19 protein-coding genes and 1 tRNA gene are annotated in these 22,895 nt (G+C 67.2%); 13 read left to right on the top strand and 7 right to left on the bottom strand.

Annotation, left to right across the window (positions count from 1 at the left end; translation table 11 throughout):
* Positions 1 to 13: 13 nt before the first annotated feature.
* Positions 14 to 1,588 (top strand): ABC transporter substrate-binding protein, encoded by a 1,575-nt coding sequence (locus tag BMZ97_RS10390; RefSeq protein WP_092168098.1) that lies wholly within the window; start codon positions 14 to 16, stop codon positions 1,586 to 1,588.
* 31 nt (positions 1,589 to 1,619) lie between these two features.
* Positions 1,620 to 3,944 carry a penicillin acylase family protein gene (locus BMZ97_RS10385; protein WP_092168096.1) on the top strand — a complete coding sequence of 775 codons (2,325 nt, stop codon included), beginning with the start codon at positions 1,620 to 1,622 and terminating at the stop codon, positions 3,942 to 3,944.
* A gap of 200 nt (positions 3,945 to 4,144) precedes the next feature.
* On the opposite strand, the gene BMZ97_RS10380 is transcribed toward BMZ97_RS10385, so the two are convergent.
* The 3 genes from BMZ97_RS10380 to otnK form a co-directional block, all read right to left on the bottom strand.
* On the bottom strand, positions 4,145 to 4,894 hold the full coding sequence (locus BMZ97_RS10380; protein ID WP_092168093.1) for an SDR family NAD(P)-dependent oxidoreductase: 750 nt from the start codon (positions 4,892 to 4,894) through the stop codon (positions 4,145 to 4,147).
* Between the two features lie 149 nt (positions 4,895 to 5,043).
* Positions 5,044 to 5,703 (bottom strand): class II aldolase/adducin family protein, encoded by a 660-nt coding sequence (locus BMZ97_RS10375; RefSeq protein WP_244546328.1) that lies wholly within the window; start codon positions 5,701 to 5,703, stop codon positions 5,044 to 5,046.
* Positions 5,700 to 6,971, bottom strand: a complete 1,272-nt coding sequence (gene otnK / locus BMZ97_RS10370) for a 3-oxo-tetronate kinase (RefSeq protein WP_092168090.1) — start codon at positions 6,969 to 6,971, stop codon at positions 5,700 to 5,702. The genes BMZ97_RS10375 and otnK overlap by 4 nt, the downstream gene beginning before the upstream one ends.
* A gap of 107 nt (positions 6,972 to 7,078) precedes the next feature.
* Here otnK and BMZ97_RS10365 point away from each other — a divergent pair, with 107 nt between their 5' ends.
* The gene (locus BMZ97_RS10365) at positions 7,079 to 7,942 is read left to right on the top strand and encodes a transketolase (protein ID WP_092168087.1); all 864 of its coding nucleotides are present in this window, start codon (positions 7,079 to 7,081) and stop codon (positions 7,940 to 7,942) included.
* Positions 7,939 to 8,937 (top strand): transketolase family protein, encoded by a 999-nt coding sequence (locus tag BMZ97_RS10360; protein ID WP_092168085.1) that lies wholly within the window; start codon positions 7,939 to 7,941, stop codon positions 8,935 to 8,937. Before BMZ97_RS10365 ends, BMZ97_RS10360 begins: the two co-directional genes overlap by 4 nt.
* On the opposite strand, the gene BMZ97_RS10355 is transcribed toward BMZ97_RS10360, so the two are convergent.
* Positions 8,904 to 9,662 (bottom strand): GntR family transcriptional regulator, encoded by a 759-nt coding sequence (locus BMZ97_RS10355; RefSeq protein ID WP_244546327.1) that lies wholly within the window; start codon positions 9,660 to 9,662, stop codon positions 8,904 to 8,906. The genes BMZ97_RS10360 and BMZ97_RS10355 overlap by 34 nt on opposite strands.
* A gap of 376 nt (positions 9,663 to 10,038) precedes the next feature.
* On the opposite strand from BMZ97_RS10355, the gene BMZ97_RS10350 reads away from it, so the two are divergent.
* The 6 genes from BMZ97_RS10350 (at position 10,039) to BMZ97_RS10325 (ending at position 16,584) form a co-directional block, all read left to right on the top strand.
* Positions 10,039 to 11,070, top strand: a complete 1,032-nt coding sequence (locus BMZ97_RS10350) for an ABC transporter ATP-binding protein (RefSeq protein WP_348272106.1) — start codon at positions 10,039 to 10,041, stop codon at positions 11,068 to 11,070.
* On the top strand, positions 11,067 to 11,936 hold the full coding sequence (locus BMZ97_RS10345) for an ABC transporter permease (RefSeq protein WP_092168082.1): 870 nt from the start codon (positions 11,067 to 11,069) through the stop codon (positions 11,934 to 11,936). Before BMZ97_RS10350 ends, BMZ97_RS10345 begins: the two co-directional genes overlap by 4 nt.
* A 44-nt stretch (positions 11,937 to 11,980) precedes the next feature.
* The gene (locus tag BMZ97_RS10340; protein ID WP_092168079.1) at positions 11,981 to 12,763 is read left to right on the top strand and encodes an ABC transporter permease; all 783 of its coding nucleotides are present in this window, start codon (positions 11,981 to 11,983) and stop codon (positions 12,761 to 12,763) included.
* Positions 12,764 to 12,873: 110 nt separating this feature from the next.
* Complete coding sequence (locus tag BMZ97_RS10335) at positions 12,874 to 13,908, top strand: extracellular solute-binding protein (RefSeq protein WP_175525500.1); 1,035 nt, start codon at positions 12,874 to 12,876, stop codon at positions 13,906 to 13,908.
* 81 nt (positions 13,909 to 13,989) lie between these two features.
* Positions 13,990 to 14,316, top strand: a complete 327-nt coding sequence (locus tag BMZ97_RS10330) for a N,N-dimethylformamidase alpha subunit family protein (protein ID WP_092168074.1) — start codon at positions 13,990 to 13,992, stop codon at positions 14,314 to 14,316.
* A 15-nt stretch (positions 14,317 to 14,331) separates the two neighbouring features.
* Positions 14,332 to 16,584, top strand: a complete 2,253-nt coding sequence (locus tag BMZ97_RS10325; RefSeq protein WP_092168072.1) for a N,N-dimethylformamidase beta subunit family domain-containing protein — start codon at positions 14,332 to 14,334, stop codon at positions 16,582 to 16,584.
* Positions 16,585 to 16,817: 233 nt separating this feature from the next.
* Here BMZ97_RS10325 and BMZ97_RS10320 read toward each other — a convergent pair whose 3' ends face one another.
* Together BMZ97_RS10320 and BMZ97_RS10315 are read right to left on the bottom strand one after the other, a co-directional pair.
* A complete protein-coding gene (locus tag BMZ97_RS10320) occupies positions 16,818 to 17,612 on the bottom strand; it encodes a shikimate dehydrogenase family protein (protein ID WP_092168069.1) in 795 nt (264 codons plus the stop codon).
* Positions 17,613 to 17,639: 27 nt separating this feature from the next.
* Positions 17,640 to 18,881 (bottom strand): aminotransferase class III-fold pyridoxal phosphate-dependent enzyme, encoded by a 1,242-nt coding sequence (locus BMZ97_RS10315; RefSeq protein ID WP_092168067.1) that lies wholly within the window; start codon positions 18,879 to 18,881, stop codon positions 17,640 to 17,642.
* Positions 18,882 to 19,105: 224 nt separating this feature from the next.
* Here BMZ97_RS10315 and BMZ97_RS10310 point away from each other — a divergent pair, with 224 nt between their 5' ends.
* Genes BMZ97_RS10310 through BMZ97_RS10300 form a run of 3 tightly spaced genes read left to right on the top strand, consistent with a single transcriptional unit; the run spans position 19,106 to position 22,616 of the window.
* Positions 19,106 to 20,698 carry an ABC transporter substrate-binding protein gene (locus BMZ97_RS10310; protein WP_244546326.1) on the top strand — a complete coding sequence of 531 codons (1,593 nt, stop codon included), beginning with the start codon at positions 19,106 to 19,108 and terminating at the stop codon, positions 20,696 to 20,698.
* Between the two features lie 20 nt (positions 20,699 to 20,718).
* Complete coding sequence (locus tag BMZ97_RS10305; RefSeq protein WP_092168062.1) at positions 20,719 to 21,735, top strand: ABC transporter permease; 1,017 nt, start codon at positions 20,719 to 20,721, stop codon at positions 21,733 to 21,735.
* Positions 21,732 to 22,616 (top strand): ABC transporter permease, encoded by an 885-nt coding sequence (locus BMZ97_RS10300; RefSeq protein ID WP_092168059.1) that lies wholly within the window; start codon positions 21,732 to 21,734, stop codon positions 22,614 to 22,616. Before BMZ97_RS10305 ends, BMZ97_RS10300 begins: the two co-directional genes overlap by 4 nt.
* A 179-nt stretch (positions 22,617 to 22,795) precedes the next feature.
* On the opposite strand, the gene BMZ97_RS10295 is transcribed toward BMZ97_RS10300, so the two are convergent.
* Positions 22,796 to 22,872: transfer RNA gene (locus BMZ97_RS10295), tRNA-Arg, on the bottom strand.
* Positions 22,873 to 22,895: the final 23 nt, after the last annotated feature.

The following is a 22,895-nucleotide window of genomic DNA, read 5'->3' as shown; positions in this document are numbered from 1 at the left end:
AAAAGGGGAAGCCATGTTGCGGCAGGAACTGAGCAAACGCGGTATCCTCCTGGGCGGCGCGGCGGCGCTGGCGAGCCTCGTCGTTCCCACGAGCTCTCAGGCGGCAACGAAGTCGATGATCGCCGTGCTCGAATCCGAGGTCGTGATCCTCGATCCGCATGCCACGACGGCCGCGATCACGCGCACCTTCGCCTATCACGTCTTCGACACGCTGTTCGCGATGGACCTCGCAGGGACGATCCATCCCCAGATGGTGGACTCGTTCGAGACCGCGCCCGACGGCCTGAGCTGGCAGTTCAAGCTGCGCGACGGCCTCTCCTGGCATGACGGTGCGCCGGTCAAGGCCTCGGATTGCGTCGCCTCGCTCAAGCGCTGGGCCCGCGGCGATGCGCTCGGCAAGATGCTGATGGCCGCCGCGGCTGGCATCGAGGCGGTCGACGAGCGCAGTTTCAAGATCGTGCTGCGCGAGCCCTTCCCGCTGATGCTCGACGTGCTGGGCAAGCCCAATGCCCCTGTGCCGGCGATGATGCCCGAGCGCATTTTCCCGCCCGGAGACGAGCGCATCAAGGAGATCATCGGATCGGGGCCGTTCAAGTTCAAGGCCAGCGCCTGGCGATCGGGCGATCGGATGGTTCTTGAGCGCTTCGAGCAATACAAGCCGCGCTCCGAGAAACCCGATTTCCTGGCCGGTGCGAAGGTGGTCAAAGTCGATGAGGTGGTCTTGCGCGCGATGCCTGACGACGCGACGGCGGCGACCGCACTGATCGCCGGCGAGATCGACTACATGCAGTATCTGCCCTTCGATTGGCTCGACAAGCTCGAGAAGGCGCCGAATGTGAAGGTCATGGCCCTGACCGGCCTCGACATGTTCCAGGGTAATTTCCGGCTCAACCATGCGTCCGGCCCCTTTGCCGACCGGGCGGTTCGCGAGGTGCTCTGGAAACTGGTCGACCAAGGGGAGGTCCTGCAGGCCATCGGCATCCCCGACCGCTATCTGGTCAAGAACTGCCCGTCCTTCTTCATGTGCGACGCGCCTCTCAGCAGCACGGAGGGCGCAGCCACTGCCAGGCTTGCGATCGAGGAGGCTCGCGCCGCCCTCAAGAAGACCGCCTATAAGGGCGAGCCAATCGTCTTCCTGTCGGTCGCGGGCTCGATCTCGCAGACGGCGGGGACGGTGCTGGCGGATAACATGCGCAAAGCCGGTTTCACCGTCGACGAGCAGGTGATGGACTGGGGCACGGTTCTCGCGCGCCGGGCCAAGAAGGACGGCTGGGGCATCTTCCCGGTCTATGCCAACGGCATCGACATGATGTCGCCGCTGACGCATTTCTACATCGGCAACAACTGCGCGAACTATGCCGGCTGGAGCTGCGACGCGGCGATCAGCGAGAAGCTCGCAGCCTATGCCAAGGCGCCTGATCCGGCCGCGCGCAAGCGCATCGCGGCCGAGATCCAGGTCGAGGCCTACAAGGACACGCCCTCGGTGATGTGGGGCCAGTTCAGCCGGCCGGCGGGCTACCGCTCGCGCGTCAAATCGATCGTGCAGTCCAGTTTTCCGATGTTCTGGCAGCTCACCCTCGACGCCTGAATCGCCCAAACGCGCCTGACGAGAGATCTCCATGACGACTGATGCCGATCGCGACGCCCTCGAGGCGGCCCTGCCGCCGCTGTCGGGCTCTTTATCCCTGTCCGGCCTGGAGGCACCTGTTTCCGTCCGGCGCGATGCCTGGGGCATTCCGCACATCAAGGCGGTGGGCGAGGCGGATGCCTATCGGGCGCTCGGCTTCGTTCATGCGCAGGACCGCCTCTTCCAGATGGAGCTGACGCGCCGCAAGGCGCTGGGGCGCGCCGCCGAATGGCTCGGAGCCGAGGCCGCCGAGGCCGACATCCTGGTGCGGCGGTTGGGTATGGAGCAGGCTTGCCGGCGCGATTACGATGCGCTGGCCGACGCGGCGAAAGCGATGCTGCAGGCCTATGCGGCCGGCGTAAACGCGTTCCTGGAATCCGGTGCGCCGGTGCCTTGCGAATACACGCTGCTGGGCGCAACGCCCGAGACCTGGGAGCCCTGGCACAGCATCGCAGTGATGCGGCGGCTCGGCCTGCTGATGGGCTCGATCTGGTTCAAGCTCTGGCGGATGCTGGCGCTGCCGATCGTGGGCGCGGAGAACGCGCTGAAGCTGCGCTACGACGATGGCGGGCGCGACCTGCTCTGCATTCCCCCCGGTGCCCAGGCCGACCGCTTCGAAGCCGATCTGGCGGCGCTGGCGCCGACAGTCGATCACCTGCTCAAGGCCATGGGCGGCGATGCCTCGGATGCGGCCGGAGGCGGCAGCAACAACTGGGCGGTCGGCCCGGACCGGACGGCGACGGGGCGGCCCATTCTCGCAGGCGACCCCCATCGCGTCTTCGAGATCCCCGGCATGTATGCGCAGCACCATCTCGCCTGCGACCGTTTCGACATGATCGGCCTCACCGTGCCGGGCGTGCCGGGCTTCCCGCATTTCGCCCATAATGGCAGCGTCGCCTATTGCGTCACCCATGCCTTCATGGACATCCACGACCTCTATCTCGAGCAGTTCACTGACGAGGGCAGGGCGGTGCGCTTCGGCGAGGGCTTCGAGCCCGTCATCCATCGGCGCGACCGCATCGCCGTCAGGGGCGGGGCCGACCGGGAGTTCGAGATCTTCGAGACGCGCCATGGCCCGGTGATAGCGGGCGATCCGCGCGAGGGCGTCGGCTTGTCCCTGCGCTCCGTCCAGTTCGCCGAGACCGACCTCTCCTTCGATTGCCTGACCCGGATGCCTGCGGCCTCGACCGTCTCGGAACTCTACGAGGCGACGCGCGGCTGGGGGCTGATCGACCATAATCTCGTGGCCGGCGACACGGCCGGCGCGATCGGTCATCTGGTGCGTGCGCGCGTGCCGGTTCGCTCGCGCGACAATGGCTGGCTGCCCGTGCCCGGCTGGACGGCCGAGCATGAATGGCAGGGGTGGATCGCGCATGAGGCGATGCCCTGCGTCATAGACCCGCCCGGCGGGCTGATCGTCACCGCCAACAACCGGGTCGTGGCGGATGATCATCCCGACTATCTCTGCACCGATTGCCACCCGCCCTATCGCGCCGAGCGCATCCTGCAGCGGCTGGATTCGGGGGCGCCCTTCGCCGTCGCTGACGCAGCGGCCATCCATGCCGATACGCAATCCCCGCATCTCGACCTGTTTCGCACCCGCCTGGCAGTGCTGGGCCTGCGCGAACAGGCCGACGCAGAACGGCTGCGGCAGGATCTGCTGGCCTGGGACGGTCGCATGGATGCGGATTCGACTTCGGCTGCGGCCTATAATGCCTTTCGGCGGGCCCTGACGCGGATCGTCACTGTGCGCAGCAGGCTGGAACAGGCGACGGCGCATCGTTTCGCTGCGGTGGCGCCCGGCGTCTCGCCGCAGGGCCAGGTCTGGTGGGCGGTGCCGACATTGCTGCGCGACGACGATGCCGGGATGCTGAACGGCCTGACCTGGGACGACGTGCTGTCGGAGGCGCTTTCCGAGGCGGCGGCGACGCTCACGGGCAAGACATGGGGCGAGGAGCACCAGCCGCGCTTCGCCCATCCGCTCTCTGCACAGTTTCCCGACTGGGCGCAGCGGCTTGATCCGCCGTCCCTGCCGGTCGGGGGAGACGGAGACACCGTGCTCGCGATCGGGATCGTTCCCTCAGCCGGTCCAACGGCGACCTATGGCGCGCTGGCGCGCTATGTCTTCGATGTCGGCAACTGGGACAACAGCCGCTGGGCCGTCTTCCACGGCACCTCCGGACATCCGGCGAGCCCGCATTACGCCGACCAGAATACGCCCTGGAGCGCCTGCGAGATGGTGCCGATGCTCTACGACTGGGAGCGCATCGCGGCTGAGGCGAAAACGGTCCAGGAGCTGGTGCCGCCTCGCGCCTGAGGCGGCCGGCCGTCATAAACGCCCCATCATCCTGGGCAAGCGGCCCTCGGGTCCGATCTTCGATCGGCCGAAGGACAGGCTCTGCCGCGCAGCTCCGGGATCCATCGTAGGGAGCAGCGCTCTACGATGGATCCCGGGACGACCTTCGGTCGCCCAGGATGACGGCGCGTTTCCGAGCATCAGCGGCATGCTCCAGCAAATCAGCCCGCGACAAACCCTTCCGGCAGGCGCGGCGTCCGCAACCCGGCCGTCTCGCCGCCATCGACGCTCAGTACGGCGCCGTTGACATAGCTCGCCTTGTCCGAGAGCAGCCATTCGACCACGTCGGCGACCTCGCCGGGATCGCCGAGGCGACCGGCGGGAATGCGCTGTTCGAGCTGCCGCAGCCGCAGCGGATCGGCCAGCACCTTGGACATCATCCGGGTCGCGATCTGTCCGGGGCAGATCGCGTTGAAGCGCACCTCCTCGCCGAATTCGAGCGCCAGCGCCTGCGTCATCGCGATCACGGCGGCCTTGGAGGCGCAGTAGACAGCCAGCCCCTCCTCGCCGAACTTGCCCGCGACGGAGGCGACATTGACGACCGCACCCTTGCCCGCGCGCAGACCAGCGAGCGCATGGCGCGTGAACAGGAAGGCGCTGCGGGCATTGGCGTTCATCACGGCGTCCCAATCCTCGAGGGTCGCCTCGGCGAAGACCATGCGCCGTCCGAGCCCGGCATTGTTGACCAGGCCGGCAAGGCGCCCGCCGCCATGGTCGAGGGCGGCCTCGACGACGCGCCGGCAGTCCTGCTCGCTTGTCACATCGCCGGCGACGAAATGGCTGCCCGGCACCTGCGCCGCCAGCTCTTCGCCAGCCGCGACGTCGCGGCCGGTGAAAACGACGCCGCGTGGCCCCAGGCGCTCGACGCAGGCCCGGCCGATGCCATGGGTCCCGCCCGTGACGATAATCATCTCATTCCTCCAGACATGGGTGAAATCTCGAGCAGGATGCGAAAAAGGAGGTACCGGTTTGTCGCATTGATCCCGCTCTCACTCTTAGTTGAGAGCGAAGTGGACACCGGTTCACGTGAAGACAATGCGCTAAATCAAAGGCCTGGCATTCAGCCGCTCGACAGGCGGCCGCGCCCGTATTCGGCGTAGCGTCCGAGCACGGTGTCCATCTCGTCCCGGGTGAGATGGACGATCTCGCCGGCCTGGCGCGCCAGCAGCAGCTGTCGCGCCAGCATTTCGAGCTTGACCGTGCGTGCGAAGGCCTGCGCCAGCGTAGAGCCGATGCAGACCATGCCGTGATTGGCCATCAGGCAGGCGCTGTGGCCCGCCAGCGACGCCACGACGCCTTCGGCGAGCGCGGTCGTGCCGAAGGGCGCATATGGGGCGCAGGGAACTTCGTGCCCGCCAAAGGCCGCCACCATGTAGTGGAACGGCGGCATGGGACGGCGCAGGCAGGACAGCGCGACACAAGCATCGGGATGGGCATGGATCACGGCCTGGGCGAGCCCGGCTGCGTAGATTCCGCCATGGATCGCCCATTCGCTGGACGGCGTGCCTTGCGACAGCGCCGTGCCGTCGAAACGCGTCAGCACGAAATCCTCCGGCGCCACGGTCGCCCCGTCGGCGCCGGTCGGGCTGATCAGCATGACGTCGCCCAGGCGCAGGCTGATATTGCCGGCATTGCCGAGGCTCAGGCCCGAGCCCTCGATCTTCCGGTAGATCTTGCACAGCTCGGCACGAGCATCGGCTTCCGGCATCGCGGCGGTCACGGCTTTTCTCCCTGTTCCATGCTCGCGAGCATCGGCAGCAGCATGTCCTCGGGGCCGAGCTTGCCCGATTTGAGGCAGAAGGCCAGCGGCGTCGCCCCCTCCGACAATGCCTGCGAGATGCCCGGGGCGCGGTATGCGCCGGCGCGTAGCGAGCGGATCGCGAGGCCGTCCAGCACGGCCCCTGAAGTCTCGCCGCCGGCGATCAGGAAGCGCCGCACGCCGCTTGTCCGCAGCGCCTGTGCCAGTTTTGACAAGATCTCCTCGGCGAGCGAGGCGGCGCGACGCTGGCCAAGCCTGACTTGCACGGCCGCGACCGCGTCGGGTTCGGCGGACGTCGCGATCGCGACGGGGCCGTCGGCGAGGCGGGGCAGGGCCCAGGCGAGCGCCTCGGCCACTGTCGCATCGGCGTCACCAACGGCGGCGAGGTCGAGCATCAGCACCGGGCGCTCCCTCGCGAAGACCTCGAGCTGCCGCCTGGTTTTCTCCGCACAACTGCCGGCGAGCACGACGCCCGGTCCTGCGACCGGCGGCAGCAGAGGCACGTCATCATCGGGATCGACGAGCCCGCGCTCGCGCCACAGCGCCGGATAATAGGCGGCGATCGAGGAGTTGCCGGTCATCAGCGGCCAGGAGACGGTCAGCGCCGCCAGCGCTGCGAGATCATCGGGCACCGCGGCGTCGGCGAGCGCGAAGCCGACGCCGTCTGCAATCAGCTGTTCGCAATGGCGCGTCATCGCCTCCAGCCCCGCGCGCACGATCTGCTGCGGAATCAATCCGACCGGTGTCGTCGTCTGCTGCTGCAGCACGCGCACGAGGTCGGGATCGGTCATCGGCGTCAGCGGATCGTGCCGTTTCGGCGATTCCGAGATCAGCCTGTCATCGGCGAAGAGATGACCCTGGAAGACGCGCCGCCCGGCTTCCGGGAAGGACGGGCAGAACGCCGCAAGCCGGCCGCCGGTCAGTTGGCGCAGCGCATCGGCGCAGTTGCCGATATTGCCATGGGGCGTGGAATCGAAGGTCGCGCAGTATTTGAAGAAGATCTGCCGCGCGCCGCGTTCGATCAACCAGGCGCCGACGCGGCTGATATCCGCCACCGCCAAAGCGGGCTCAGCGACGCGCGTGCGCCTTGCCACGACGATGGCCGGATCGCTCACGGTGTCGGGCAGCTCTGTGACGAAAGCGCAGGGCACGCCGCCGGCCCGGATCATCGAGGCCAGTTCGAGACCGCCAGTCAAATCGTCGGCGACCGCACCAAATACGAGACTCATCGCCTTCTCTCCCTAGACGGGATTCGAATATATCATATACTGGCCATGGTCCATGGGTTGGCACAAGCCCTGGCTGGGAGAGACGAGATGCGCCAGGCGAGGACACCATGAGCGGCGGTGCCGAACGGCAGCCGGCGCTGCGCATCCGTGATCCCCGGGAACTCGCCGAGATCGCCTTGCAGCTGCGGCGCAAGGTGATCGAGCTCGTCGCGCCGACCGGGCAGGGCTATGTCCAGCAAGGTCTCGGTGCGGCCGATCTGTTCGCGGTGCTGTATTTCGCCGAATTGCGGCTCGATCCGGCCGATCCCGACTGGCCGGCGCGCGACCGGCTCCTGCTCTCGACAGCGCACAACACGGCGATCTTCTATGCGACGCTGGCGCAGCGCGGGCTCGTGCCGGCCGCCGAAATCGGCGATTACTGCAAGGACGGCTCGCCCTTCGAGGTGAACGCGTCGGAGCGGGTCGGCACGGTCATCGAGGCGACATGCGGCTCGCTGGGGCAGGGCCTGTCGGTGGCCATCGGCATGGCGCTGGCGGCCCGCAGGCGCGGCGATGCCAGCCGCATCTATGTCATCCTGGGTGATGGCGAGCTTCAGGAAGGGCAGGTCTGGGAGGCGGCCCTGCTCGCAGGCAGCCTCGGCCTCGACAATCTCTGCCTGCTCATCGACGACAACCGCATGCAGGTCGAAGGCCATGTCGACGGCGTGGTCAAGCTCGAGCCGATCGCCGGTAAATTCGCCAGCTTTGGCTGGGCCCAGGAGGTGGTGGACGGCCACGACATCCCGGGCCTGCTCGGCGCGCTCGACCGGGCCCGTGCGCCGTCCGCCCGTCCGACCTGCCTCGTCGTGCGTACCCTGGCTGGCAAGGGCGTACCGATGCTCGAAGGCATTCTGGCGCATAATCTGAAGCTGCCCACCGATGTCGCCACTGCGGCGATGGCGGCCTTGTCCAACGCAGGGGACGTGCCATGACATCCATGACCCCCGACACGCTGACGGTCCAGGATTTCAACCAGCGCGGCGCGGCGACTGCGCCCAACCGCAAGTTCTATGGCGAGACGCTGCTCGAGTTGGCGCGGCAGGACCCGCGCATCGTCTGCCTGACTGCCGACCTGACGCTGCCGACCGAGACGGATCTGTTCCGCGACGCTTTGCCGGAGCGCTTCCTGCAGGTCGGAATCGCCGAGGCCAACATGATCGGCATCGCCGGGGGCATGGCGCGCAGCGGCGAAATCCCCTTCGTGCATTCCTTCTGCGTCTTCGCCACGCGCCGCTGCTACGACCAGATTGCTATGCAGGTCGCCTATCCCCGCCTCAACGTAAAGATCGTCGGCGTCATCCCGGGGCTGACCACGCTGCTGGGCGTCTCGCACCAGGCGATCGACGACATCGCGCTGATGCGGGCGCTGCCCAACATGACGGTGATCGAGCCGAGCTGCCCCGCCGCGGTTCCAGCCGCCGTCCGGGCTGCCGCAGCTCATGACGGCCCGGTCTATCTCCGGCTGAAACGGGCCGACGGCACCGAGGCCGCGCTGGCGCCCTGGGAGCGGTTGCTGTCGATCGGCAAGGTGCGCATGGTGCGGCCGCCGGGGGAAGGCCTGCTCCTCGCCTGCGGGATGATGGTCGAGCAGGCGTTGCGGGCGGCCGATCTCCTGGCCGCGGAGGGCATCGCGGTCGGCGTCGTCGATGTGCCGACTCTGAAGCCGCTCGACCCGCGCATCGCGGCGATGGCAGAGGGCATGCGGGCGGTCGTGACCTGCGAGAACCATTCGATTATCGGCGGCCTGGGCAGCGCGGTCGCCGAGCAGCTCATGGAGGCGGGTGTCCGCACAGGCTTTGGCCGCGTCGGCGTGCGCGACGTCTTCGCCGAGGGCGGCACGACGCCCTATCTGTTCGCGCGTTACGGGCTGGATGCCGCGGCGATCGCGCAGGCCTATCGCGAGGCGCGTGGGCGCGGTTCGGTCTGAGGGCTGGCCTCGCGGGCAAGGTTGCGCGTGTCGCCGCCCGATTCCAGCAGCTTGACCAGTTTCTCGCCGCCCTGAATCATGTCGGTCTGCACGGCCTCGCGCACGCCCGCACCATCGCGGTCGCGCAGGCGCTCGAGGATGCGCAAGTGCTCGTGCGGCCCCGGATAGGTCGGCCGCGCATGAGGATAATGGTAGTTCAGCAGCGGGCCGTTGCGCATCCAGATGTCGTCGAGCAGCGCGAGCAGCTCCGGCATGTCGGCGGCCTCGTAGAGCCGGTGATGGAAGCGCCAGTTCGCGCGCACGGCGTCCGACCAGCGGCCCTCGGTCTCGGCCGCCGCAAGTTCGGCGTGCAGGGCGGTCATCTGGGTGATGCCTTCGTCGTCGATCCGGGCGGTCGCGCGTTCGGCGGCCAGCCCCTCGAGGAACAGCCTGATCGTCCTCAGCTCCAGATACTGGGCGAGGGACATATGGGCGACGATGATCGAGCGGCCGTCGATCAGTTCGAGCGCGCGCGCTCGCACCAGCTGCATCAGCGCCTCGCGAATCGGCGTCTCGGAGACGTGCATCGAGGCTGCGAGTTCGCGGATCTTGAAGCGGTGGCCCGGCCAGAACCGGCCTTCCATCAAAGCGAGGCGCAGATTGTTGTAGACGATGCGCGTCAGGCTATCGCGCGCGACCGGTCCTATCGCGCCACCCTGCAGGAAGTTGTCGTCGGCGCTCGCCACTTTTGTCCCGTCTCCCGTAGCTCTCGCCTGTCCTTGCAGCCCAAGAGTAGGATGAATTCAGATGGGAGCACAAAGTGACCCCATCTGAAATCATCCTACTCTCATCAAAACGTGAGAGCAGGATCGATGCGAAAAACCGGTTCCCACTTTTTCGCATCCTGCTCTAGAGCAAATCGGCGCGGTTCGAAATGCGCAAAACGAGGCCGAGAAGGGCTTCATCGCCGAGCCCAGTCCCTGTGGTCCGAAACCTGCTTGCCAAGATGGATATATCAAATATTCTGTGCGGCGATAAGGGGAACGCATGGTGCAGCCGGTCGAGGTATCCAGCCGATCCGTGGGGATCGGGATCCGCGGAATCGTCAAGCGATTCGGATCGGTGACGGCTGTCGACGGGGTCTCGCTTACGGTTGAGCCGGGCGAATTCCTGGCGCTGCTGGGCCCGTCCGGCTCCGGCAAGACGACCATCCTGATGGCGATCGCCGGCTTTGAATATCCCGACGAGGGCCAGATCCTGGTCGGTGGCGAGGACGTGACCTGGACGCCGCCCTACCAGCGCAATCTCGGCATGGTCTTCCAGAAATACACCCTGTTTCCGCATATGAGCGTGCTCGAGAACATCGCCTTCCCGCTCAAGATGCGCGGCGTCGGCCGGGCCGAGCGCGAGGAACGGGCGCGGACCGCGCTCGCCACCGTGCGGCTCGACGGCTTCGGTGAGCGCAAGCCGTCCCAGCTCTCGGGCGGCCAGCAGCAGCGCGTCGCGATCGCCCGCGCCATCGTCTACAAGCCGCGCGTGCTGCTGATGGACGAGCCGCTCTCGGCGCTCGACAAGAACCTCCGCGAGGAGATGCAGATCGAGACCAAGCAATTGCAGCGTGAGATCGGCGTCACAGTCGTCTTCGTGACGCATGATCAGACCGAGGCCCTGACCATGGCCGATCGCGTCGCGGTGCTCGACCATGGCCGGCTGCAGCAGATCGGCACGCCCCACGAGCTCTATGAGGCGCCCAAAAGCGCCTTCGTCGCCGGTTTCATCGGCGAGACCAATTTCTGGCAGGGCGTGGCGCGCGGCGCGGCAGCCGCGGGCGGCTCCGTGTCGGTCGAACTCGCTGACGGCGCCGTGGTCGAGGCGACAGCCGTCGATGCCGTGGCCGCGCGGGCAAAGCTCCGCGTCGCGATCAGGCCCGAGCGCCTGAGCCTGACAGCACCCGGCCAGGGGCTGCTCACGGCGCACGTGCAGCAGGAGATCTACTCCGGCAACGCGACCACGCTGCTCCTGAGCACGCCGAGCGGGCAGGGCCTGAAGCTTCGCCTGCCGGCCGGCGGCGCAATGCGGGGCCCAGCGATGGGGGACCTTGTCGGCCTGCGCTGGGCGCCGCAGGATGCGCGCGCTTTTGGGTCCGCCACATGAGTGCGCGGCCGCATCGCTGGCTGCTCGGCGGGCGTCATTACAGCCGCGCCGCGAGCCTCGCGCTGGCGGCGCCGTTCCTGGTTCTCGCCTTCGTGACGTTCCTGCTGCCGCTGGGCTCGCTGCTGCATGAGAGCCTGTTCCTGCCGACGCCGACGCTGGCGCATTACGAGCGCGCGGTCACGGCACCGGTCTATCTGCGGGTCATGCTGCGCACCCTGCGCATCGCGGCGATTGTGACCGTGCTGGCGTTGCTGCTGGCCTGGCCGCTGGCCCTGGTGATGGCGCGCAGCACAGGGCTCAAGCTCGCGATTCTCGTCGCGTCGGTTCTGCTGCCGCTCTGGACCTCGGTGCTGGTACGCACCTATGCCTGGATGGTGCTGCTGCAGAAGAACGGCGTCATCAACCAGATGCTGATGGCCTCGGGCCTCGTCGATGAGCCGCTCAAGCTGCTCTACACCGAGACGGCGGTGGTGATAGCGATGAGCCATGTCCTGCTGCCCTTCATGGTGCTGCCGATTTATTCGGCGCTGCGCGGCATCCCCGACGATTACAGCCGGGCGGCGCAGATGCTCGGCGCCTCGGAATGGGCGACGTTCAGGGAGGTGATCTTCCCGCTCTCCCTGCCGGGAGTGACCTCGGGCTGCCTGATGGTTTTCCTGCTGGCGCTCGGCTTCTTCGTGACGCCTGCGCTGATCGGCGGGCCGCAGCAGATGATGATCGCGACGCTGGTCTCCCAGCAGGTCCGCGAGATGCTCGACTGGTCCTTCGCCGGCGCGCTGGTCGGCGTGATGCTCGCCTTCGTGCTGCTGCTCGCCTTGATCTTCAAGCGCGCCGTGCGGCTCGACCGCTTCGTGGGGTCGGCATGAGCGCGCCGCGACGAACCGGCTCTCCTCGTCATGCGGGCCGCGCCATGCTTGGTGCGGCGGCCTATGCCGTGACGATCTTCCTGCTGCTGCCGACGCTGGTGATCGCGCCGATGTCGGTGGGCCCCGAGCGCTATCTGCGCTTTCCGCCGAACGGCTTTTCGCTGCGCTGGTATGCCGAATATTTCGCCGATCCCGACTGGGTGAATGCGACGCTGTTCAGCCTGGAGGTGGGCATCATCGCGACGCTGGCGGCGACCGTGATCGGCACGATGCTGGCGCTGGCGCTCGTCCGCGGCCGGCTGCCCGGCAAGGGGCTGATCGAACTCCTGGTGATCGGGCCGGTCATCGTGCCGCATATCGCGCTGGCCGTGGCGATGTTCCTCGTCTTCGAGCAGCTGCGCCTGACCGGCACGCTGCTCGGTTTCGCGATGGCGCACAGCATCCTGGCGCTGCCCTTCGTCGTCTTCACCGTGCTGGCGGCGCTCTATCGCTTCGACGCCGATCTGGAGCGCGCCGCCGTGTCGTGCGGGGCAAGTCCGCTGCGCACCTTCCGCCATGTCACGCTGCCGCTGATCGCACCGGGCGTCGTCTCGGCGGCATTGTTTGCCTTCATCATCTCCTTCGACGAGGCGGTGGTGTCGTTCTTCATTTCGAATCTCGACCGCAAGACGCTGCCGCGCAAGATGTTCGAGGACATCGACTACAACATCTCGCCGACGCTGGCGGCGGTTGCGACCATGCTGACGCTTCTGACCGTCACAGCGCTGGTTGGCAGCCACCTCGTCAAAAGCCGTCTCGACCGGCGCACGCGATCGGCCGAGCCCTGAATCACGACAGCCGTCCCATTGGTCCAAACGCAATAGAAGGGGAGCCTCGCGCTATGAGCATCGACAGCAAGACTTCGACGACGACTCGGCGCCAAACAACGCGACGACAGGTGCTCGCGGGAGCACTGGGGGCGACGACTTTCGCGATCGGCGGCCGCGCCTTGGCGCAGTCGAAGGAGGTCATCATCGCCACGACCGGCGGCCTGATGGAGCGCAGCCTGCAGGAGCATTTCTACAAGCGCTTCGAGGCCGAGACCGGCATAAAGGTGCGCTCGGTGCCGATCGAGCTGCCGGACCAATGGGCCCGCGCCCGCGCCGGCCAGCGCAGCGGCAACATTCCTTTCGACGTCGTCACCGCGACGCCGCCGGACCTGATCCAGCATGCCGACATCCTGGAGCCGATCGATTGCGCCGGCCTGCCGGGCATCGTCGCGCACGCCCTGCCGAATGCCTGCTTCCCGCGCGGCATCATCCGCACGGCCGGCGGCATGGCGCTGACCTGGAGCAAGAAGGCTTTCCCGAACGGCGGGCCGCAATCCTGGGCCGATTTCTTCGACACCGCGAAGTTCCCGGGCCCGCGCTCGCTGCCCGATACCGGCGACCGCGAATGGTGGGTGCCGCTCGCCGCGCTGCTGGCTGACGGGGTGGCGCCGGACAAGGCTTTCCCGCTGGATCTGGACAGGGCCTACAAGAAGCTGGACGTGCTGAAGCCCCAGATCGCGGCCTGGTGGAAGAGCGGCGACAACGCCATGCAGATCATGCGCGGCGGCGATGCCGTGATGATGATGGTCTATTCCAGCCGCTCCGTGCCGCTGGCCAAGAGCGGGGAATTCGACTTCACCTGGAACCAGGCCATCCGCGACGTCGGCAACTGGGCCGTGCTGAAGGGCGGCCCCAATGTCCAGAACGGTGTGAAGTTCCTCGACTTCTTCGTGCAGGACGGCAAGGAGCATGTCGCCTTCAGCGAGAAGGTCTCCTTCGATTCCAACAACCGCGAGGCGCCGAGTCTCGTGCCGCCGGAGGAGCGCCGCTTTCGTCCGTCTTGGCCCGACAACTGGTCGAAGCTGGTCATCGCCGATTACGACTGGATCGCCGCGAACCGCAACGCGCTCCGTGAGCGCTGGGTCACCTGGCTGACGAAATAGGCTCAGTCGCCACTTAGTTGCCCCTTGGCCGGCGCTGCACGAGCGGCGCCGGCTATCCCGCTCGGCAGGAATGAAGCCCGCATGCTCGTCAATTATCCCGAGGCCGCGCATTGGCAGGTCGACCCGTCGCGGCAGGATCTGGTCGACGAGATGCGCGCCCGTCCGCGCGGCCCCCACAGCCATGACCTGCAGCGGCTGCTGCACCGCATGCGCTGGACCGGCGTTGGCAAGCGCCATGTCCTGATCACGCTCGAGCCCGGGCGTCGCTGGATGCTGGCCCGGCTGCCAGGGCAACGCGGCGCTCCGGTCGAGACCTTCCCCAACCGCGTATTCACGAGCCTCGTCGAGGCCGAATGGGCCGTCTTCGTCATGCGCTGGGAAGCGCTGACGGGACAGAAGCTCGACTGAAGGATCGCCCGCATCATGAGAGATACCACCGCCGTCCTCGGCTATGCTTGGCCGCTCGTCGTTTCGCCGGGCGAGACCGTGAGCTTTCATCTGTCCAGCCCGACGCTCGATGCGGCCCACGCCCGCATCGTCCGGGTGCGCTGTGCCGATCCCGATCCCGATGGCCCGGGCCTGAAGCTAGCTGAGCCCGGCAGCGCCATCGACGGCCGGGTCGCGCTGCGCGACCAGCCGATCCATCCCGGCTCCGCCGCCATCATCGCCGACAGGCCGGCGCTGAATGCGGCGAGCCTGACGGCCGGCTGCTTCATCTACCCGACGGCCCCGCTCGCCGGCGCCCAGACCGTGATGTCGCGCTGGCGCGCCGATCTTGGCCAGGGCTGGCGCCTGGGGCTCGACCAAGCGGGGCATCTCGTCTTCGAGGTCGCTGGCGCGGCCGGCGCTGCGACCATTATATCCACCAGGCCGCTGCTCGAGCGCGAATGGGTGTTCGTCGGCGCCAGCTATGACGCCGCCAGCGGCGCGATCACGCTGATCCAGCGCAGCCTGGACACGTTGGGCGGGCGCGACAGCAGCAGCGTCACGACGGGCCAGGCTCCTGCCGGCCTGGCTTGGCCCGCCGACACAGCGCTCGTCTTCGCCGCCCATGCTCTTGAGGGCGGCGCGGACCCGCTCACGGGCGGCCATTTCGATGGCAAGATCGATCGCCCGCGCCTGTTTCGCGAACCCTTGTCCGAAGAGACCCTGCGGCGGGCCTGCGAGACGCTGGCGCCATCGCCGGCCGATCCCGCGCTGGTCGGGGCCTGGGATTTTTCGCTGGAGATGGCGAGCGACCGGGTGCGCGACCTCTCGACCAACCGGCTCGACGGCCAACTCCGGCACATGCCCATGCGCGCCATCGCCGGCGCCAACTGGGACGGCTCGGTGGTGCAATGGACGGAACGACCCGAGCTTTATGGCGCGATCCATTTCCACAGCGACGACATGGCCGATTGCGGCTGGCAGCCCGATTTGACGCTCGACGTTCCCTCAGACTGGCACAGCGGTTTCTACGCGCTGAAGCTGACCGCACGCGAGGGCAGCGACGATCCCGTCGAAAGCTACGTCTCCTTCTTCGTGCGGGCCCCGCTCGGCCAGGCGAAGGCCAAGCTCGCTCTGGTGGCGACGACCGCGACCTTCCTGGCCTATGCCAACAGCGCGCTGCGGCTCGATCAGGTCCATGCCGAGGCCATGCTGGAGGGCGTCATCGCGCTCTCGCGCGACGACGTCTACATCCAGGAGCACCGCGAACTGGGTCTCTCGACCTACGACACTCATAGCGACGGCAGCGGCTGGTGCTACTCGACGGCAAAGCGCCCGATCCTCAACATGCGGCCGCTCGGCAACACCTTCAACTACGTCAACGACACGCACATCATCGACTGGCTGGAAGAGCTCGGCTTCGACCACGACGTCATCACCGATTGCGACATCGACCGGCACGGCGCGCAACTGCTGGAGGCCTATGACTGCGTGATCACGCCGTCGCACCCCGAGTACTACAGCCGTAATATGATCGACGCCTTCGACGCCTATCAGCGCGGCGGCGGCCGGCACATCTATCTCGGCGGCAACGGCTTCTACTGGCGCATCGCCTGGCATCCGACGGAGCCCTTCCAGATGGAGATCCGCCGCGGCATGAGTGGCTTGCGCACCTGGGAGGGCGAGCCCGGCGAGAACGGCCTGTCCTTCACCGGCGAGCCGTCGGGCCTCTGGCGCACCCATGGCCGGCCGCCGCAGCGCCTTGTCGGCGTCGGCTTCGACGCCCAGGTCTTCACGCGCTCCTATCCTTACGAATGGCTCGAGGCAGCGCGCGACCCGCGTGTGTCCTGGCTGGTCGAAGGCGTCGATCTGGCAAAGCCGCTCGGCGATTTCGGGTTGCGCGGCGGCGGCGCGGCCGGGCTCGAGGTCGATCGCGTCGAGCCGACTTTGGGCTCGCCGCCGCATCTCCTGCGTCTGGCGACGGCCGACCGGCTCGACTATGGCGGGGTACCGACGCTGGAGGAGCTGCGGACGTTGCATCGCGGCACGATGGGCGATCAGAACGCGCTGGTGCGCGCCGATATCGCCTTCTTCCCGACCGCAGCCGGCGGCGCGGTGTTCGCGACCGGCTCGATCGCCTGGTGCTGCGCGCTGACCTGCAACGGCTACGACAACTCGGTCAGCCGCGTGACCGCCAATGTCCTGCGTCGTTTCCTCGATCCTGCGCCTTTTGAAGGCTTCGACGACTGAAGCTGCGGCGGCCGGGAAACCGGCCGCTCGCTCCCGGGATTGCCATTCAAGCGCGCCGTCATTCCGGACAAGCCGCGAAGCGGCGCCGCTCCGGAATCCATCGTAGAGAACCGCACTCTACGATGGATTCCGGGACTTCGCTTCGCTTGCCCGGAATGACGACGAGGGTTTCAAGGCCGCCAGAGCTATTGAAACAATTCATTCCAGGCCAGATTCTCAAGATGAGAACTCTCTCAGGCGAGGCCGACGAGATCGGACGCCGCGCGCAATTGCGCCAGGAGCATCGCCTTGCCCGGAACCGTCTTGCAGCCGCGAGCTGTTGCGGCGGCGAGAAACGGAGTGACCTCCGGCGTCATGACGACTTCGGCGGCGATTGCTTGGGGACGAAGGCGGGAGGCATCGAGCGGCAGGCGATCGCCCTGTTTCATGCCGAGCGAGGTGGTGTTGATCGCGATGTCGCAAGCGGCGGCATCTGGCTCGCCGACAGCGATGCGGCAGGCGGGATAGGCACGGCTGACCGCGGCAGCGAGTTCGCGCGCCTTGTCCGCAGACCGATTCACGATGGTCAATTCCCCGGCACCTGCCTCCGCCATCGCAAAGGCAATCGCGCGGCCTGCGCCGCCGGCCCCTGCCTGCAACACCCGGGCGCCCCGGATCTCGACGCCGGCTGCGACTAACCCGCCGACGAAGCCGAGGCCGTCGACATTGTCGCCGTGCAGGCTGCCATCAGGATCGCGACGCACGAAATTGACCGCGCCCACCAGCCGCCCACGCTCGCCGACGGAATCGAGCAGGTCGATGACGGCGATCTTGTGCGGGATCGTGACGCCGAACCCGGCGACGTTGCGCAGGATCCGCAGCGTCGCGAGAATTTTTGGCAGGTCGTCCGGCGCGACGTGGAGCGGGGAGACGGCCGCGTCGATGCCGCGCCCGGCGAAATGCTCGTTGAGCAGGGCCGAGCCGATGATATGCGCGACCGGGTCGCCCAGAATGAACAGGATGCGCGTCTTGCCGGTGATGCGGGTCATGGCACGGTCCCGGCCAGGCGATCGGGTTCAGGCAGCGGCGCGGCTGCCCGCCGCGACCGCCGCAAGAGCTTGATCGGCTACCGCCAGCGCCTCGTCGATCTCCGCCTCGCCATGGGCGGCGGACAGGAACATGTTGTGGCGCGGGTGGAAATAGACCCCGCGCGCCAGCGCCGTCTGGCAGAACAGATTGCCCTTGGCGAAGTCGGCGTCGTCCTCGAACAGGATCAAGGGCATCTGCACCGGGCCGCTCTGGCGCAGGGCGACCCCGTGGCGTGCGGCCGATGCGTCGATCCCGTCGCGCAGGCGCGTCCCCATCGCCTCCAGCCGCGCGACGATGTTGTCGCGGCGCAGCACGGTGAGCGTCGCCACCGCGGCGGCCATCGGCACTGCGGCGCACCAGAACGAGCCGGTCACGAAGACCTGCGAGGCCGCCTGGCGCAGCCAGTCCCGGCCGGTGACGGCGGCAAGCGCGTGGCCGTTGGCGATTGACTTGCTCCAGGCCGCGAGATCGGGCCTGACACTGAGGCGCTCCCAGCTGCCAGCGAGATCGAGCCGGAAGCCGGCCCGGACCTCGTCGAGGATGAGCGCGGCGCCCGTCTCGTCGCAGACCGCGCGCGCGGCGGTGGCGAAGGTCCGGGTCGGTAGTTCCTGGTCGCGCGCGAGGTCATGGCGATAGGCCGAGACGATGACGCCGGCCAGGTCGTCGCCGGCCTCGGCTGCGGCCGCGCGCAGGCTCTCGGCATCGTTGAAATCGTAATAGAGGATATGAGCGCGATCCTCCGAGGTCACGCCGAGGACCGAGGGCGAGCACCATGGCACGGCGCCATGATAGGCGCCGCGTGCCGCCAGCAGCTTGCGCCGCCCGGTGCCAGCGCGCGCGATGGTCGCGCAGCTCGTGGTGGCGTCGGTGCCGTTCTTCTGGAACTGCGTCCAGTCGGCATGCGCGACGGTATCGACAAGGAGTTCGGCGAGCTCGACCATCACCTCGGCGGGGCCGTTCATGCAGTCGCCCAGACGGGCCTGGCGCTCGGCCGCGGCCTCGACCTCGGGATGATGATGGCCGAGAAGATTGGGGCCCCAGCTGCACATGAAGTCCAGATAGGAACGCCCGTCCACGTCCCAGAGCCGGCAGCCTTCGGCGCGCGCAAAGAACTGCGGATAGCCTTCCGGCAACCTGTTGGCGTGGAGATGCCCCCACATGCCGCCTGGAACCACACGTAGCGCCCGATCCCGCAGCGCGGCATCGACTGAATTCTTGACCTCAGACATGGCTATCCTCCGATACGGATATATCATATAGTGCGCTTGGCTTGGCAAGGAGTTTTGCGTATGCAGGACGGTCTCTGCGTGATGGCGAAAACGGCCACACTCCCGGGATCGGTTCGACAGCGGCACGCCAGAACAGCGGCGTGACAAACGACATGCCGGGGACGGGGTCCTGCGCGCAGCGCCGGGGTCCCGAGAAATAAGCAACAAGGAGAGGGGATCACATCATGCGGGCAGGACAGATGAAGGCGGCCTTGGTGCTCGGCATTGCCGTATCGCTGGCGGGGCTGGCAGTGCCGACGCGGGCGGCCGATACCCGCCCGCTCGTGGTGGCGCGGAACATGGACCTCACGTCGCTCGATCCGGCGCGATCATTCTGCGACACCTGTCAAATCTACCTGTCGGCGGTCTACCAAACGCTAGTCACGCTGGCCGCCGACAACAGGACGCTTGCGCCCAACCTTGCCACCTCCTGGGAGGTCAGCCCCGACCAGACGCGCTTCGTTTTCAAGCTGGCGCCCAACGCCGTCTTCTCCGATGGCGCGCCGGTCACCTCGGCCGATGTCGCCTGGTCGCTGACACGGCTGAAGAACATGAAGTCGGATGCGTCGTTCCTGATGGAGGCCCTGACTGCTGTCGAGACGCCTGACGACAAGACTGTCGTGCTGCGCACGGCGCAGCCCAATTCCGAGTTCCTGAACATGCTGGCCTCGTCCTATGCTGGCATCATCAATCGCAAGGTCGCGGAGGCCAACGGCGCGGTGGGCGGGGAGAATGCCAGCACGGCCGACCAGGCCGACAACTGGTTCTTCGCCAATTCGGCCGGCAGCGGCCCCTACAAGCTCGCGCTTTATCGCAATGGCGACCAACTGCGCCTGGTCTCGAACGATAAGTTCTGGGGCACGGCCCCGAAGGTCGCCGAGATCATCATCAAGCAGGTGCCTGACGCAGTGGCACAGTTGCAGATGCTGCAGACGGGCGGCGCCGATGTGGCGATGCAGATCGATCCCGATACGGCCGCCTCGATCAAGGATCAAAATCTCGTCCTCGATACGGTGCCGAGCTATAATTTCATCTATTTGGCACTGGGCGTCGGCTCCAAGGCCAACACAGTTCCGCTGACCAAGCCTATCCGCGAGGCGATCGCGGCGGCGATCGACTATCAGGGGCTGATCGACTTCACCGTCGGCGGCAAGGGCCGGCCGCAGCCAGTCGCGATTCCCAATGGATTCCCCGGCACCACCGACCTGCCTTTGCCCAAGCAGGATCTCGCGCTTGCCAAGGCGAAGCTCGCGGAAGCAGGCCAGCCCAACGGCTTCACGATGAAATCGGCCTATCCGGCGGTCAACTCCTACGGCGTCGATCTCTCGCTGATGATGCAGAAGCTGCAGCAGGATCTCGGCCGCGTCGGCATCAAGCTCGAGCTTGAGCCGATAACCTTCGCGGTCTGGCGCGAGCGCGTCGCCAAGGACGGCATCCCGATCACCGCGTCCTATTATGCGCCCGACTATTTCGGCACGGTGCAATATGTCCAGTTCTTCTCGATGATGAGCACGAGCTCCTGGGTCAAACGCTCACACGCCGACAAGGTGCAGGGCGTGGTCAACGAGAAGGAAGGCGAACTCCTCAAGCAGGCGCTGGCCGCCACGCCGACTGAGGCCGAGCGGATCTATCGCGAGATCGCGCTCGAGATGATCGGCGACAAGGTCATCATCCCCGTCGTCAGTCCGGATCTGATCCTGGCCTCGCGCAAGGGCGTGACCGGTGTGCGCTACAGCGCCTGCTGCAATCTCGCGCTCAGTCAGGTTGGGCGGCAATAGCGCGCTGACCGGCAGAGCCGATGCTCAAAGTTGCGCTGCAACGACTGGCGATGATGCCGTTTCTTCTGCTCGGCATCGTCACCGTCGCGTTTTTCCTCTCGCAGTTCACCAAGGGCGACCCGCTGGTCGCCCTGATCGGTGAGCGGCAGATGAACAATCCCGCCGTGGTCGCCGCCGCCAAGGAGCGCTGGGGCCTCGATCGGCCGCTGGCCGAGCGCTACGTCGTCTATGTCCGCAACCTGCTGCATGGCGACATGGGCACCTCGTTCCGCACGCGCCAGCCCGTGGCCACCGATCTGGCCCAGCGCCTGCCCGCGACGCTGGAACTCGTCGTCGCATCGGTCCTGCTCGGCGGCAGTGTCGGTGTCATCCTCGGTATTCTGGCGGCAAAGTTCCGCAACAGGCCGGGCGACACGGCCATCCGCATCTTTGCGCTCGTCGGCTCGTCGGTGCCGATGTTCTGGCTCGGGCTGATCGCGCTCTTCATCTTCTTCGCCACGCTGGGCTGGTCGCCAGGACCCGGCCGGCTCGATACGCGCTCCTTGCCACCGCCCTTCGTGACCGGCTTCTTCACGATCGACGCGGCGCTCGCCGGGCAAGGGCGTACGCTGCGCGAGGCGCTGGCGCATCTCGTGCTGCCGGCCCTGATGCTGGGCTGGACGGTGGTGGGCATCGTCGCCCGTCTGGTGCGCGCGAGCATGATCGAGGTGCTGTCGCAGGACTACATTCTGGTCGCGCGAGCCAAAGGGGCGGGCGAGGGCCGTGTCCTGATGACGCACGCGCTGCGCAACGCGCTGATGCCGACCTTGACGATCCTCGGCTTCACCTTCGCCTATCTGATCACCGGAGCCGTCCTGACCGAGACGATCTTCTCATGGCCTGGTATCGGCTCCTACGCGGTCGAGGCCGCGCGCCAGCTCGACTATCCCGCCATCATCGCCGTGACGATCATCGGTGGCGCGGCCTTCCTGCTGACCAACCTGGTGACCGACATCGCCTATGCCCTTGTCGATCCGCGCCTGAGGGATCGCCGATGAGCGCAGCCCTTCCCGAAGCGGCGACTGCTGTGCGTCCCGGCCGCCTGCGCCGCCTCGCCGCGCTGCTCGATCCGCGCGCCGGTCCGGCGCGCTGGCCGATCCTGATCGCACTCGTGACGATTCTCGCCTGGGTCGTCGTCGGCGCGACCATCGACCTGTGGGCGCCCTATGATCCCGTCGCACTGGCCGGCCGCCGCCTGCAGCCGCCAAACGCCAGCCACTGGCTCGGCACCGACGCGCTGGGCCGCGACGTGCTGGTGCGCACGCTCTACGGCGTGCGCTTCTCCCTGCCGATCGCGGCCGGCGTCCTGGTCACGGCGGTCGCGATCGGGTGCGTCCTGGGCGCGCTGGCGGGGTTCTTCGGCGGCCTTCTGGACGGCGTGCTGATGCGGCTCGCCGATGTGACGCTGTCCTTCCCGGCCATGCTGCTGGCCATGGCGATCGCCGCCTCGCTCGGGCCGGGACTGTTCAATGCCGGCTTGGCGATGGTCATTGTCTGGTGGCCGATCTATGCTCGGCTGATGCGGGCGCAGGTGCTCTCGGTCCGCTCGCTGGAGCATGTCGACGCGGCGGTGGCGATGGGCGCCTCGAGCCCACGCATCCTGGTCCGGCACGTGCTGCCGCTGTGCTGGACGCCGATCCTGGTCAATGCCACGGTCGATATCAGCCAGATCATCCTGCTCGTCGCCGGCCTGAGCTTCATCGGCCTCGGCGCGCGCCCGCCGACGCCGGAATGGGGCCAGATGATCGCAGAGGGTGCCACGAATTTCTACAACTGGTGGATCGCCGCAGGGCCGGGCCTTGCGATCCTCGCGCTATCGCTCGCCTTCAGCTTCATCGGTGACGGCCTGCGCGATCTGCTCGACCCACGCTCTCGGTGACTGGGTCGTCCAGCACGGAGTTCACGCGCTTGCCGACCGAAAGCGCTTGTCGCACCGCCGTCGACAGGTCCGAGGTCTGTTGAAGCTGCCAGGGAGAAGCTCGAGACTCCTCCGGCTACGGATTTTACAAACCGCGGCCAATCCGAAGCCGCCAAAATCGGCTAAAGGATTGAAAAGAATGGCGCGCCCGAAAGGATTCGAACCTCTGACCCTCAGATTCGTAGTCTGATGCTCTATCCAGCTGAGCTACGGGCGCGTATCGGGGCGATCAGCGCGAGG

Source organism: Allobosea sp. OK403, from assembly GCF_900113835.1.
GTDB lineage: Bacteria > Pseudomonadota > Alphaproteobacteria > Rhizobiales > Beijerinckiaceae > Allobosea.
This window is presented reverse-complemented; position numbering and strand designations above follow the sequence as displayed.

Excerpts from the sequence above, each read along its gene's own strand:
- BMZ97_RS10360 (WP_092168085.1), top strand. The coding sequence starts at position 7,939 with ATGACATCCATGACCCCCGACACGCTGACGGTCCAGGATTTCAACCAG.
- BMZ97_RS10365 (WP_092168087.1), top strand. The coding sequence starts at position 7,079 with ATGAGCGGCGGTGCCGAACGGCAGCCGGCGCTGCGCATCCGTGATCCC.
- BMZ97_RS10340 (WP_092168079.1), top strand. The coding sequence starts at position 11,981 with ATGCTTGGTGCGGCGGCCTATGCCGTGACGATCTTCCTGCTGCTGCCG.
- BMZ97_RS10305 (WP_092168062.1), top strand. The coding sequence starts at position 20,719 with ATGCTCAAAGTTGCGCTGCAACGACTGGCGATGATGCCGTTTCTTCTG.
- BMZ97_RS10315 (WP_092168067.1), bottom strand. The coding sequence starts at position 18,881 with ATGTCTGAGGTCAAGAATTCAGTCGATGCCGCGCTGCGGGATCGGGCG.
- BMZ97_RS10325 (WP_092168072.1), top strand. The coding sequence starts at position 14,332 with ATGAGAGATACCACCGCCGTCCTCGGCTATGCTTGGCCGCTCGTCGTT.
- BMZ97_RS10380 (WP_092168093.1), bottom strand. The coding sequence starts at position 4,894 with ATGATTATCGTCACGGGCGGGACCCATGGCATCGGCCGGGCCTGCGTC.
- BMZ97_RS10390 (WP_092168098.1), top strand. The coding sequence starts at position 14 with ATGTTGCGGCAGGAACTGAGCAAACGCGGTATCCTCCTGGGCGGCGCG.
- BMZ97_RS10300 (WP_092168059.1), top strand. The coding sequence starts at position 21,732 with ATGAGCGCAGCCCTTCCCGAAGCGGCGACTGCTGTGCGTCCCGGCCGC.
- BMZ97_RS10310 (WP_244546326.1), top strand. The coding sequence starts at position 19,106 with ATGCGGGCAGGACAGATGAAGGCGGCCTTGGTGCTCGGCATTGCCGTA.
- BMZ97_RS10330 (WP_092168074.1), top strand. The coding sequence starts at position 13,990 with ATGCTCGTCAATTATCCCGAGGCCGCGCATTGGCAGGTCGACCCGTCG.
- BMZ97_RS10320 (WP_092168069.1), bottom strand. The coding sequence starts at position 17,612 with ATGACCCGCATCACCGGCAAGACGCGCATCCTGTTCATTCTGGGCGAC.
- BMZ97_RS10385 (WP_092168096.1), top strand. The coding sequence starts at position 1,620 with ATGACGACTGATGCCGATCGCGACGCCCTCGAGGCGGCCCTGCCGCCG.
- BMZ97_RS10345 (WP_092168082.1), top strand. The coding sequence starts at position 11,067 with ATGAGTGCGCGGCCGCATCGCTGGCTGCTCGGCGGGCGTCATTACAGC.
- otnK (WP_092168090.1), bottom strand. The coding sequence starts at position 6,971 with ATGAGTCTCGTATTTGGTGCGGTCGCCGACGATTTGACTGGCGGTCTC.